At 61.0% G+C, this 11,936-nt stretch carries 12 protein-coding genes; 4 read left to right on the top strand and 8 right to left on the bottom strand.

What is annotated here, in order from left to right; translation table 11 throughout:
- Nucleotides 1-17 precede the first annotated feature (17 nt).
- The 4 genes from IHQ72_RS31805 to IHQ72_RS31790 form a co-directional block, all read right to left on the bottom strand.
- The gene (locus IHQ72_RS31805; RefSeq protein WP_258119643.1) at nt 18-1,451 is read right to left on the bottom strand and encodes a cbb3-type cytochrome c oxidase subunit I; all 1,434 of its coding nucleotides are present in this window, start codon (nt 1,449-1,451) and stop codon (nt 18-20) included.
- A 157-nt stretch (nt 1,452-1,608) separates the two neighbouring features.
- Complete coding sequence (locus IHQ72_RS31800) at nt 1,609-2,073, bottom strand: c-type cytochrome (RefSeq protein WP_258119642.1); 465 nt, start codon at nt 2,071-2,073, stop codon at nt 1,609-1,611.
- A gap of 29 nt (nt 2,074-2,102) precedes the next feature.
- Entirely contained in the window at nt 2,103-3,239 is a 1,137-nt protein-coding gene (locus tag IHQ72_RS31795; protein ID WP_258119639.1) for a metallophosphoesterase family protein, read from the bottom strand.
- 90 nt (nt 3,240-3,329) lie between these two features.
- Entirely contained in the window at nt 3,330-4,046 is a 717-nt protein-coding gene (locus tag IHQ72_RS31790; protein ID WP_258119638.1) for a carboxypeptidase regulatory-like domain-containing protein, read from the bottom strand.
- Nucleotides 4,047-4,229: 183 nt separating this feature from the next.
- Between IHQ72_RS31790 and IHQ72_RS31785 the strand changes: the two genes are divergently transcribed.
- The 4 genes from IHQ72_RS31785 to IHQ72_RS31770 all read left to right on the top strand — a co-directional run bounded on the left by IHQ72_RS31785 (nt 4,230) and on the right by IHQ72_RS31770 (nt 8,890).
- Nucleotides 4,230-4,844 carry an SCO family protein gene (locus IHQ72_RS31785; RefSeq protein WP_258119637.1) on the top strand — a complete coding sequence of 205 codons (615 nt, stop codon included), beginning with the start codon at nt 4,230-4,232 and terminating at the stop codon, nt 4,842-4,844.
- Between the two features lie 106 nt (nt 4,845-4,950).
- A complete protein-coding gene (hemA, locus tag IHQ72_RS31780; protein WP_258119636.1) occupies nt 4,951-6,207 on the top strand; it encodes a 5-aminolevulinate synthase in 1,257 nt (418 codons plus the stop codon).
- Nucleotides 6,208-6,262: 55 nt separating this feature from the next.
- Complete coding sequence (groL, locus tag IHQ72_RS31775; protein ID WP_258119635.1) at nt 6,263-7,906, top strand: chaperonin GroEL; 1,644 nt, start codon at nt 6,263-6,265, stop codon at nt 7,904-7,906.
- A gap of 753 nt (nt 7,907-8,659) precedes the next feature.
- Nucleotides 8,660-8,890: a hypothetical protein gene (locus IHQ72_RS31770; RefSeq protein WP_258119634.1), complete on the top strand. Its 231-nt coding sequence runs from the start codon at nt 8,660-8,662 to the stop codon at nt 8,888-8,890.
- A gap of 279 nt (nt 8,891-9,169) precedes the next feature.
- On the opposite strand, the gene IHQ72_RS31765 is transcribed toward IHQ72_RS31770, so the two are convergent.
- The 4 genes from IHQ72_RS31765 to IHQ72_RS31750 form a co-directional block, all read right to left on the bottom strand.
- On the bottom strand, nt 9,170-9,478 hold the full coding sequence (locus IHQ72_RS31765) for a DUF3861 domain-containing protein (RefSeq protein WP_258119632.1): 309 nt from the start codon (nt 9,476-9,478) through the stop codon (nt 9,170-9,172).
- Between the two features lie 3 nt (nt 9,479-9,481).
- Nucleotides 9,482-9,622 (bottom strand): hypothetical protein, encoded by a 141-nt coding sequence (locus tag IHQ72_RS31760; protein ID WP_258119631.1) that lies wholly within the window; start codon nt 9,620-9,622, stop codon nt 9,482-9,484.
- 66 nt (nt 9,623-9,688) lie between these two features.
- On the bottom strand, nt 9,689-10,927 hold the full coding sequence (locus tag IHQ72_RS31755) for an ABC transporter substrate-binding protein (protein ID WP_258119630.1): 1,239 nt from the start codon (nt 10,925-10,927) through the stop codon (nt 9,689-9,691).
- Nucleotides 10,924-11,931 (bottom strand): branched-chain amino acid ABC transporter permease, encoded by a 1,008-nt coding sequence (locus IHQ72_RS31750; protein WP_258119629.1) that lies wholly within the window; start codon nt 11,929-11,931, stop codon nt 10,924-10,926. The genes IHQ72_RS31755 and IHQ72_RS31750 overlap by 4 nt, the downstream gene beginning before the upstream one ends.
- Between the last annotated feature and the right edge of the window lie 5 nt (nt 11,932-11,936).

Here is an 11,936-nt window from a genome sequence, read left to right as displayed (position 1 = left end):
GGTAACGAATCGCGCACTCATCGCCCCGCCCCACCAGCCGGAACCGGGGCCGCGCCGAATACCGCACCTTCCGCCGCTTCGGCGGGCCGGGTCAGCGCCGTCATCATCATATTGATGACGAGAAGCGTCATCCCGATATCCATGCTGACGCCAGCAACAGTCCGCACCAGCCAATAGGGCCGCATCGAGATCACCGTGTCGAGCCACTCGGTGCCGGCCATCCACTGGAAGCCTTGCTGCAGCCCAGCGGCGGTCAGCACCAAGCCCATGGTGGAGATACCGACGGTAATCAACCAGAATGCCCAATTGCCCATCGTGAACGACCAAAGCTCGCGCCCACAGGCCCGCGGCCAGACATAGACCAGGCCGCCCATTGCCCAGACCACGAACGTCCCGAACACAGTGAGGTGCGAGTGCGAGATGACGAAATCGGTGAAATGGGTCGGCTGCTGGATCGAACGCAAGGCTTCCGTCGAGCCCTGAAAGCACCCGACCAGATACATCAGCGAGCCCATGATGAGGAATTTCGCCGGGAGATTCTTGCCGAAGGCGTCCCAGCGGCCCATCACCGTGCCGAAGAAGTTCACCAGCACCGTCCAAACCGGAATGATCAACAGCATGGAAGTGACGATCGCGATCGTCTCGGCCCAATCTGCGATCGGGCTGTAAAGATAATGATGGATGCCGACAAAGGGGTAGAACAGGGCGAGGGACCAGAAGCCGACAAGCGAGAGCTTGTGGCCATAGATCGGATTGCCCACGCTGAGCGGCAAGAAGTTGTAGATCAGCACGTAACCCGCCGGCGTGATCCACAATCCGACGATGTAGTGGAGGTAGAGGCCGTGGAAGGCCGCGCTGTTTATGCCAGAAATCGTGTAGGGCAGGATGATGCCCAGTACGAGATTCATCGTCGTCCAGACGAAAGCCCCGATCAAATACCAGAGTGCGACATAGAGTGGTGGCTCGAGACGTCGGGCGATGGTGATCAGGAACTGTGCGGTCGCCGCGGCGACAACGAGGAAGATCGGGATTTTCGCGAACAGCGGGAACTCGCCCGCTTCGAGGCCATGGTTTTCGCCGAACGGCAACGAGATGAGCGCCGCCGCCACGGAGACATTCCACAGCCAGGCCAGCGGTACGCCCCATTGCGGCCAGGGCACCCGCACACCGCAGAGGCGCGGCACCAAGTAGTAGCATTCGCCGATGAAGAGGGAGGAAAAGGCGCCAAAGATGACGCCGTTGACGTGGACCGGCCGCAACCTGCCGAAAGTCAATTCCAGGGTGGTGCCTAGATAATCGGGATAATTGAAAAGGCCCGATAGCGCCACGCCGACCGAAGGTGCGACCAGGAGCCAGAACATGCCCCAATAAAGCCAAGTTCGCACAACCGGCCAGTTGACCAGCTCATCAAGGTCGATGCCGGCGAATCTGCCACGCAATGTCTCTGCCACGGCGCGCCTCTCCCATCACGCGCACTCGAACCGCGCGCATCTTCAGGACTCAACTCCAAACTTTGCCGGCATCGAGAACCACCCGATGCCGGCGGCCGATTTCAGATATCTTCCCGCGCAAATCTTCGCTATGCAGCCCGCTCCAAGCCGAAAAGAACTAATGCTTGCCGGGGACCAACACCGAGCCGGAGTTCGACCAGGTGATGTATGCTTCCAAGGCCTTCATCGCCTCCGAATCGATCTCGATCTTTTCGCCCTGATTGGGCTTCTCGATGCACCAGTTGATCATGTCGCGCAGCGTCGCGAATTTGCTCGTTTCTACCTGGAACTTCGGGTAGGACTGCGGGTGGGTGTCCGAGGCCATGGGATGGCACATTGCGCAGGCCATTCCCGTGTTGGAGAGGACGACGTTCATCTGTTTGGCGGTCGCCGCATCGCCATGGAACAAGAGGTCGCCCTTCCTGACCTCTTCCATGAGCACCTCTTCGTATAGTTTCAACTGCTCCGGTGTGTGCGGTGCCTTGTGGGCGCTGGTCGGGCCGACGAAGACGGCGACCGCCGCAATCGCTACGATGAAGGACGGACGGCACAACGTGCCGAGAACTGTCGCGCTGATTGTCATAGCCATTCCTCCCTTAGTATGGCCCTCCCTTAGTATGGCCACATATTGTCGGCCATTCGCGGTCGCAACTTCTCGGGCTGACTAAGCGAGGAATCCGGGTCTGACTGAACGAACACCTCCTTGCGGCCCCACATGATGTACTCGACGTCGACCTTGTCTTCGGCGTTCACGTTCACGGTTTCCCAACCGACCCCATCGAAGTGATCGCCGGGGTCGGCCCGGATCATAAGCTTGGTCAGCTTGGGCACGCCTTCCGGGGCATAGGGCCACGGCCAGGAGGTCGCCAGCATGCCGATCGAGCGCATGCTGCCGATCTCGTTGTAGAGCACCTGGTGGACGTGACCGTGGATGTTGGTGACCTTGGTATAAGGCTTCAGCACCTCATTCACTTCGCGCCAGTCGCGCACCCAGAAGTTCCAGGGCGGGTAGTACTCGTAGAGCGGATTATGGCTGAAGATGACGATCGGTTTGGACTTATCCCAGTCGGCGAGTGTCTTCTGCATCCAGTCGAGCTGGTCGCGGCCAACGCCGGCCCACGCGCCGGCAACCGTGCCGTCGAGGGTCGCCATATGGCCCATGCGCTCCTCTGGTGTCATCTTCTTCACTGTCCAGTAGTCCGGTCCCCGGCTGACCGTATCGAGCCCGATGAAGCGCACGCCCTTGTGGTCGAAGGTCCAGTTGGGCTGGCCGAACAACTCGCCCCACTTCTTGCCCATATCCAGATACCAGTCGTGCTCGCCCGGGATGTAGTACTTCTTGATCGTCAGATCCTTGAGGAGATCGACGCCAAGCTCGAGTTCCTCGATCTTTCCGAGCTGGGCCAGGTCGCCGCCGAAGATCAGGAAGTCGGCCGGCGGATCCATGGCCTGGACCTCTTGCACGGCGCGCACCACCTTGTCGACGAAGCGCGTGTTGAGGGATTTCTGGTAGAGATGGGTGTCCGAAATCCAGGCAAACTTGAAGGGCGCTTCGGCGGCGTGAGCGACGTCGATAGTGTTGAGCAACGGCCACCACGCGAAGGTCTGGCCGACGGAAGCGGCGCCGAACAGCAGCGATCTGTGAATGAAGGTGCGACGGGTGATTTGCAGCGAGTCGTCGGGGCGTACGCCGGGCTGCTGCAGCACCGCATGCATTTCGCGCCGAATGCGGTCAAGCTCGTCAGACATCAGGGTTCCTCCTCAGTGCAGACCGTTTCTTAAAGCGTCGGTCTTTTCATAGGAACGCGACCCTGTTGGGTCAGTGGGTCGCCCATTTTCTTATTTTTTCAGTTCAATCGTCAGATTGGTGGGCTTATTCTCCTCTACTGTTACAGGCTGCTCGACTGGTCCGGTGAAGGGGTGGATCGCCACGAGCTTGTAGTTGCCGGGCGGTACATCGGGGATGCTGAACTTGCCATCGGCGCCGGTGATCGCGTAGTAGGGATTGTCCACCACATAGACCCAGCCTTCCATCCAGCCATGCGCGTCGCAATCGATGCGGACCGTGCCGGCACGCTTCAGTTCGACGGGTATGCGCTGGCCCTTATTGGGCAGCGCCAGGTTGAAGGCGGTGCGCTTGCCATAATAGCCGTGGGTGTTGTGGAGCATTGGGTCGCTGTTGACGACCTCCAGCGAACCGGCCGGTATCATCTGAACCGCGGGCTCAAAGCGGCATTTGAGGTTGTTAAGCTCAGGCGGCTTGCCGGGCTCCGCCCAGGCCTTTCCCTTCGCCACGTCGACCAGGTACACCGCCGCGTTCAGCACGGCCTGATCGCTGCCGACCTCGATCAGCGGCTCCTCGCGGGGCTGGCCGCACACCTCGACATCCTTGGTGGGGATGATCTTTGTTGTCGGCACGTCGCCGCGGTAGACGATCGTACCCTCGATCGTTCCGCCTCCCGTGACCGGACCTTCTTCGTAAGCTTGCGCAGGCGCCGACATCGTCGCAACGAAAGTGATCGCCGCTAGCCCGCTGATCAGCTCAACAATCTTCATCGAAGCCGCCTCCTTCGCGAGGGGCCACCTATGAGGGACTATTTGGCGGAGGAAGCTACCACGCCTAGCCTAGTCAGTCAGCAACAAAATAAGATAAGATAGTGCGGCCAGCCGAAGTTGCTACGACCGAAACGTCGTACTCGGGAACCTGGAACGTCATTCTCGAGGTGCCGGAGGTACTTAATGAAGCGACGGCATGGACTCCTCCGCCCCAGGGCCTACGGTCCGCATACCCTCTTCTCCATCATGTTCGCAGCGGCCCTGTCGATCTGCCCCCTGCTGGCGCGGGCTGACACGCCTGTGACGGTCGGTGGCTCATTCACGCTCACGGCGCCGGACGGAACGACGGTCACCGATGAGACTTATCGCGGCAAATGGCTGCTGGTTTTCTTCGGCTATACCTCTTGTCCCGACATCTGTCCGGCGACACTGTCCGAAATCGCCGTGGCGATTGAGGAACTCGGCCCCGACGCCGCAAAACTGCAACCGATCTTTATCACCGTCGATCCTGAACGCGACACGCCTGAAGTGATGGGGAAATACACCGGGGCGATCGATCCAAGGATCGTGGGACTCACCGGCAGTCCGCAACAGATCGCCGCGGTTGCCCAGGGATATGGCGCCTATAGCGCGCGCCACAAAACTGAAGCGGGCGCCGAAGACTACGTCGTCGACCATAGTACTTACATCTATATTATGGATCCTCAGGCCAAATTCGTCCGAGGCCTGGACTTCGACACGCCGGCCAGTCTCATTGCCGACACGCTGCGCAAAATCATGGCGCAGCCCGATGAATGAAGGAAGCCTTAGCTAGAGTTGCAGATAAGGCAAATTGTGAGGTGTAACCAAAGGTCGGCGCGATGGGAGAGATCGAGATCTGCGGCGACCGGAAATTGGGGGGAGCATGAGCGATAGCCGATGGCAGTCCCGGGAGGCCGGCGTCACGAGTTATGACGGGTTCTTTGCCGACGCCATCGCGCGGCTGCAGGAGGAGCGGCGCTACCGGGTCTTCGTGGACCTCGAGCGGATCGCAGGCCGATTCCCCCACGCCGTGTGGCACTCCCCGCAAGGACCGAAGGACGTCGTCATCTGGTGCTCCAACGACTATCTCGGGATGGGACAACACCCGAGGGTCGTCGCAGCCATGATCGAAGCGGCGACCCGGATGGGGACCGGGGCCGGCGGAACGCGCAACATCGCTGGCACCAATCATCCGCTGGTCGAACTCGAGGGCGAGCTTGCTGACCTCCACGGCAAGGAGGCGGCGCTGGTCTTCACGTCCGGCTATGTTTCGAACCAGACCGGCATCTCGACCATCGCCAAGCTGGTCCCCGATTGTCTGATCCTGTCCGATGCCCTCAACCACAATTCGATGATCGAGGGCATCCGCCAGTCCGGCACGGAGAAATGCATCTTCCGCCACAACGACGTCGATCATCTTGAGGAATTGTTGAAGACGGCGGGTCCGGATCGTCCAAAACTCATCGTCTTCGAAAGTCTCTATTCGATGGGCGGCGATGTCGCGCCAATCAATCGCATCTGCGATATCGCCGATCGTTACGGCGCAATGACCTATCTCGACGAGGTCCATGCCGTGGGCATGTACGGCCCTCGCGGCGCCGGCATCGCCGCGCGCGACGGCGCCATGAACCGGATAGACGTGATCGAAGGCACACTCGCCAAGGCCTTCGGCTGCCTCGGCGGCTATATCACGGGAAGCGCTGTGCTGATCGACGCGATCCGTTCCTATGCTCCAGGTTTCATCTTCACCACCGCGTTGCCACCGGCTATCTGCGCCGCCGCCACGGCGGCGATCCGGCATCTGAAAACCTCTGAGGAGGAGCGCAAGCGCCAGCAGGATCGCGCCCGACGGGTTAAGGCGGTGCTGGGTGCGACGGCGCTGCCGCTCATGCTGAGCGACACCCACATCGTTCCCGTGGCGGTCGGCGATCCGGCGAAGTGCAAAGCGGCGAGCGACCTTCTGCTGAGCGAGCACGGCATCTATATCCAGCCGATCAATTATCCGACCGTGGCGAAGGGAACTGAGCGGCTGCGCATCACGCCGACACCCTGTCATGAGGACATCATGATTGATCGGCTCGCGGCAGCTTTGTTCGATGTCTGGAATCGGCTCGGGCTGCCACGGGACAATCTCGCCTGAGCGGCCGAATGAAGCTTCGCCGTTCCCCGAAGATTAGGTCTTAAGGATCAAGGAAATGGCTGCCAAGGAGATCATGTTTTCGTTCGAGGCTCGCGACAGTATGCTGCGCGGCATTGACACCCTGGCGAATGCGGTGAGCGTCACGCTTGGCCCGCGGGGACGCAACGTCGCGATCGGCAGGGAGCACGGCGCGCCGCGGGTCACAAAGGACGGCGTGACCGTCGCCAGGGAAATCGAACTCGACAACAAGTTCGAGAACATGGGCGCCCAGATGGTGCGCGAGATAGCAACAAAAACCTCCTATCAGGCCGGCGACGGCACGACCACCGCCGTCGTGCTCGCGCATGCGATCGCCCGGGAGGGCGCCAAGGCGGTGGCCGCCGGCATGAATCCCATGGACCTGAAGCGCGGCATCGATCTCGCGGTCGAAGCCGTCGTCGCGGAACTCAAAAACAACGCCACGAAGGTCACCTCGAACGTCGAGATTGCGCAAGTCGGCACCATCTCGGCCAACGGCGACAGGGAGATCGGCCGCTGCCTCGCCGACGCCATGAAGAGGGTCGGCAATGACGGCGTGATCACTGTCGAGGACGGGACGTCGCTCGAAACCGAACTCGAATTCGTCGAGGGCATGCAGTTCGACCGCGGCTATATCTCGCCCCATTTCATCACCAATCGTGCAAAGATGCGGGTCGAGATGCAGGATCCCTATGTCCTCATCAGCGAGAAGAAACTGTCCAGTCTGAACGAAATACTGCCGCTGCTGGAGAAGGTGGTGCAGGCCGGCAAGCCGCTGCTCATCATCGCCGAGGATGTCGAGAGTGAGGTGATTGCGGCGCTGGTGGTCAACAAGTTGCGCGGCGCTCTCAAGGTTGCAGCCGTGAAGGCGCCGGCCTACGGAAACCGCCGCAAGGCGATGCTGCAGGATCTCGCGCTGATGACCGGCGGAACGGTGATCTCGGAGGATTTGGGCATCAAGCTCGAACATGCTTCCCTCGATATGCTCGGGCGGACCAAGAAGGTGATGATCGACAAGGCAAACACCACGATCGTCGGCGGCGCCGGCGAGCGGGAAAGAATCGAGGCCCGCATCGCCGAGATCAAGCTCGAGCTTGCGGAAACCACCTCCGATTTCGACCGCGAGAAGCTCCAGGAGCGGCTGGCCAGGCTCGCCGGTGGCGTCGCCGTTATCCGGGTCGGCGGTGCAACCGAAGTCGAGGTCAGGGAGAAGAAGGATCGCATCGATGACGCGATGAACGCGACAAGAGCCGCGGTTGCAGAGGGCATTCTCCCCGGCGGTGGGGTCGCCTTGCTGCGCGCCGGCAGGGCGCTCAAGAAGCTCAAGGGCAGCAACGAGGACCAGCAGGTCGGCATCGCGATCGTCAGGAAGGCGATCACCTGGCCGGCTCGGCAAATCGCGATCAATGCCGGCCTGGAAGGCTCGGTCGTCATCGCCGGGATCCTCGAAAACGACGACAACGCCTATGGCTACGATGCCCAATCGGGCGTGTACGGGGATCTGGTGTCAAAGGGCATCATCGACCCGGTCAAGGTGGTGCGAACGGCGCTCCAGGGCGCAGCCTCGGTGGCAGGCCTCCTCATCATGACGGAGGCCATGGTGGCCGAAGTGCCTGGCCCGCCGCCGCCGGAGCTTCCCGGTCACGAGCATCATCATCACGATATGGATTTGGATTTTTGACCGCTTCGCGGTCGTAATCCGGGCTCGCGGCAATCAACAATGATCTCGTCCGCTATCGAGGTGAGACAAATCGTCGAGGATCACGGTATCCAAGGTCGGCTCATGGCGCGAAGTTGCCGACCGAGATGGGTCAAAAGTGGCATAATTTGCCATCTGGAGCTGGAGCGAAGTCAACAGAAATGCGGCCATTGAGAGGGCGTCGCCGAATTCAAACGAAAACACGCCGTGACCGACCCCGAGTTGCAAGCTGCAACCGCGATCTGGGAGCCGCAATTCAGGACACTGGACGAGCGGATGCTTTGGCCAAGTTGCGTTGGCCTCGTCAACGCCTCTCACGTACTCGCCCGCAATGCCGGGCGCGGAAATAACCCGCGCCAGTAAAACCTGAGCCTGTGCCCACCTGGGAAGCCTGGCACCCAGATTTCAGAAATCGGGCTGATCCTCGCCTAGACCACCGTGGTCACAGAAGGAAGAGAGGTAATTGAGTTGAGCGGCAGATTGCGGTTGCGACCTGCAAACAGGGCGGTTGGCGTCACTCGCCCCTCGAAGTTTCTGGTGATGTATTGGGATCGCCGTCTCCGACATTGTAAGTGTCGGGATTCGATTCGGAAGAGCGCTACCGCCTTTCCCCACACTCATTGAACTGCCACTTCCGGCTTCGCTGCTGCAGCAGAGTGAAGGTTCCCCTTCCTAGAAGGCCTAATCCATTCGGGGTTCCAAGATACTTTTTTCAAAGAGATCGAGCAGCGCCTGTTGCCGATCTGGCGACAGCTACCTCATGCCGAGGAAATACGCACTTTTCGTCCGGTCCGTCGCGACGAACATGCCCGAAGCATCTTCTTTGTTCTGGAAATCGACTATCCCTCTCTCGAGGCGATCGATGAAGCCATGGCCTCACCGGTGCGCGAGGAAGCAAGGGCTGCGCATGAAACGCTGCACATGTATAACGGGCGTCACTATCATCTTATTTCACGGAAGCTGTAGCGCAGCTTCCGTCGATCAAGTCGACCGGTCTCGACCATAGCTTCAGCTTGCGGAGAAAACGCCTGATATGCGCGGTCGGTGACGAGTTCTTTGGCACCTGCCCTCGCACTCGCGTGTGAAGAGCCGATCGAAATGGGGCGCAGCCTGTGATTTCGGAGCGGCGGCGCTCCCGGCTCAAATTTTTCCAAATTCGAGCTGCGCGAACTGGAGATGCGCGGGCGCGCCAAAGCCGTTGCGCGTTCGCGTCCTGCCAAGCGCGGTCATGCCCGCCTGGTTTTTTTACGCGCCCGGCGCGGGCAGATTCTTTAGCTTGATGATGAACTCGCGCATCGCGCCCCGAAGCGGGTCGAACAGCGCATTGGTCTTTTCCCGGACCATCACTTCGCTGAGCAGCTTCAACCCCACCGCTACCGCCGCTGCGGGATCGGGTCCAAGACCGGAACTGCCCCGGATCCGTTCGACGATGGCGATGACGTCGTCATGGTTCACATGCAGGAAGCTTAGTTCCGCGGGCTCGCGCGGCGGTAGTCCGTCCCGGTCGCGCAGGAGGTTGAGAGACACTTCATAGGTATATCCGACTGACGCCATTTATCACGTTCCTCTGGCTGGTTTCTGCTTCACGCGGCGGCGATATGCCTTGTCCGCATCGAGCCCCTTCAACACCGCATCGACATGCGGCGTGATCGCCTCTCGTTCGCTCAATCGCCCGGTCAAAAGATGGAGCCAACTCATGGCCACCAAGCCCGCGATGGCTGAGCAACCGCGGGCTTAGTTGTTTGGATTGTACGGGCATCCGGGTCAGCTCTTCGGCGTCTTTCCCTCGTAAGACAATACGTTGCCGACCGGCTGGTACTTAGCCCCGTCGAACTGGAACAGCTGCAGCGATTCGATGGGATAAATGTCGTCTGCCCCTTTCGTGGTCAGCGTGATGCCGGGCAACAGCAGATCAAGCTCCACATTTGACAGTTGGCGCGCTGCTTCCATCATCGCGCCGCGCGACGGTTCCTTCATCACCTCCAGCACTTTCACAAGAGCCTCGCCGGTGAGGTAGCCCATCTGTCCCAGCGCGTCACCTGTTTCAAACCGCGGCTTCACCGCGTCATGGTCGGCGACATATCGCTTCACGCCGGCGTCGCCCGCGTAGGCCGGAAGATCGATCGGCTTGATGTACTGGCTGGTGAGCACGCCCTTTGCGTTGTCCAGGCCGGCAGGCATGAGGGCATACACCGACGAGGCTATGTAGGAGAGCATTGTCACGGGATGCCAGCCGCTTTCGGCCGCAAATTTGACGGCCTGCGCGCCCTGTTTTGGCGGCGCGATGACGACCAGCGTGTCGGCGCCCGAGGCCTTCAGATTGGACAGCTGGGTGTCGATCGTCGGGTCGGTGGCGGTGACTGGCTGTTCAGATACGAGCTGCACGGTCGAGCTCTCAAGCTCGGCCTTCAGTCCAGCCTGAAATGTCAGTCCGGTTTCCGTGTTCAGGAAAAGCAGGCCAACCTTCGCATCCGGCTTGGTTGCCTTCAGATAACCAGCGAACACGGCGGCTTCCGTAGTAAAGGACGGCGCCAGGCCAATGATCCACTTCTTGCCGCTCTTCAGCTCATGGATGCCCGAATACATGAACAGGTTCGGCACGCCGTGCTTGTCGACATAGCGTCCGATGGCTTCATTGTTCGGGGTGCCGGCGATACCGAGCAGGGCGAACACCTGGTCGCTTTCAACCATCTTGCGCACGTTGGTCAGCGTGCGCTGCGGGTCGAGGGCATCATCATCGATGACGAGTTCGATCTTGCGGGTTTTTCCGTCTCCCATCTTGACGCCGCCAGCCGCGTTGACGGCTTCGACCTTTGTCCGGATACCCTCGTCGACCGCGCCGAGCGCTGCGACGGGGCCGGTCAGGGCGCCGCTGACGCCGATCTTGATCGACGTGTCCGTGATGCCGGGAGCTGCATCCTCGGCCCAGGCCGCCGATCCCGACAAGCCGGCGGCAAGCGCGGCTGACATCAGCAGTCTGCGGTATGGTGTTGGCATGGTCATGAATGTTCTCCTCCTTGCGCCGGGCGTTGCACCGGCAACGGTTGCGTTTCTTTGTTGGAAAGTGCGGTGAGAAGTCGCCGGACAGTCCGCGCAACGAGCCCCACCAGCCCGTCGCGCGCAATGAGGATCATGCCGATCAGGCAGAGACCGTAGATCAGCCCGCCCAGTGCCGGGTTGATCTCGGACGCCCAGTCGGGGACGAACAGGACGAAGACCGCGCCGATGAAGGCGCCGATCACGCTCGAAACACCGCCAAGGATGGAGCCGACCAGAATGTCGATCGAGCGGGTGGCCAGAAATGCCTGCGGGCTCACATAGGCGTTGAGAATGGCATAGAAGCCGCCGCCGAGGCCGGCAAAGGCCGAACTGATGGCAAACACCGTGAGGCGGGTCTTGATCAGGTCGATGCCGAGCGAGGCGGCGATGCTGGCATTGTCGCGCAGCGCTCGCAACGCGCGGCCGCTGTCGCCATGGACCAGCCTGGCCATGACCGCCGCGCAAAGGCAGGCGCCGGCCGCGCATAGGTAGTAGAGCCATGTCTCCTCGCTGCCAAAAAACCAGACAGGCTTCTCCAGCGGGTCGATGCCGATGCCGGCGACGCCGCCGGTCAGCCAGTCGAGTTTCAACAGCAGTTGTGGAACGACTGCGGCGATACCGAAGGTGACGACGGCCAGCTGAAGGCCAGGCAATCTCAGCGCCGGCAGGCCGATGGCCACGCCGACCAGACTGGTCAGCAGCGCCGCGGCGGGCAGGGTGAGCAGCGGATTGATGTCGTAGGTCGAGGCAAGGATGGCTGTCGTGTATGCCCCGCAGGCAAAGAACGCGCCCTGTGCGATGCACACCTGGCCACCATAGCCCAGGAGCAGATTGAGGCCGAGGATCGCCATTGCGAAGGTGAGGGCAAGGCTCACCTGGAACAGCAGGTAAGACGACAGCAGCAAGGGCAGCGCCGCGAGCAAGCCGACGGCGAGAACGACGAGGGCTGCCTGTTCCCGGGAACGCATTGTCG

It is taken from the genome of Mesorhizobium onobrychidis (assembly GCF_024707545.1).
In the GTDB taxonomy this organism is placed as follows: domain Bacteria; phylum Pseudomonadota; class Alphaproteobacteria; order Rhizobiales; family Rhizobiaceae; genus Mesorhizobium; species Mesorhizobium onobrychidis.
The sequence above is the reverse complement of the archived record's forward strand: the minus strand, read 5'-3'. Positions and strand labels throughout refer to the sequence as shown.

Excerpts from the sequence above, each read along its gene's own strand:
- IHQ72_RS31800 (WP_258119642.1), bottom strand. The coding sequence starts at position 2,073 with ATGACAATCAGCGCGACAGTTCTCGGCACGTTGTGCCGTCCGTCCTTC.
- IHQ72_RS31795 (WP_258119639.1), bottom strand. The coding sequence starts at position 3,239 with ATGTCTGACGAGCTTGACCGCATTCGGCGCGAAATGCATGCGGTGCTG.
- IHQ72_RS31790 (WP_258119638.1), bottom strand. The coding sequence starts at position 4,046 with ATGAAGATTGTTGAGCTGATCAGCGGGCTAGCGGCGATCACTTTCGTT.
- IHQ72_RS31785 (WP_258119637.1), top strand. The coding sequence starts at position 4,230 with ATGAAGCGACGGCATGGACTCCTCCGCCCCAGGGCCTACGGTCCGCAT.
- hemA (WP_258119636.1), top strand. The coding sequence starts at position 4,951 with ATGAGCGATAGCCGATGGCAGTCCCGGGAGGCCGGCGTCACGAGTTAT.
- groL (WP_258119635.1), top strand. The coding sequence starts at position 6,263 with ATGGCTGCCAAGGAGATCATGTTTTCGTTCGAGGCTCGCGACAGTATG.
- IHQ72_RS31765 (WP_258119632.1), bottom strand. The coding sequence starts at position 9,478 with ATGGCGTCAGTCGGATATACCTATGAAGTGTCTCTCAACCTCCTGCGC.
- IHQ72_RS31760 (WP_258119631.1), bottom strand. The coding sequence starts at position 9,622 with ATGAGTTGGCTCCATCTTTTGACCGGGCGATTGAGCGAACGAGAGGCG.
- IHQ72_RS31755 (WP_258119630.1), bottom strand. The coding sequence starts at position 10,927 with ATGACCATGCCAACACCATACCGCAGACTGCTGATGTCAGCCGCGCTT.
- IHQ72_RS31750 (WP_258119629.1), bottom strand. The coding sequence starts at position 11,931 with ATGCGTTCCCGGGAACAGGCAGCCCTCGTCGTTCTCGCCGTCGGCTTG.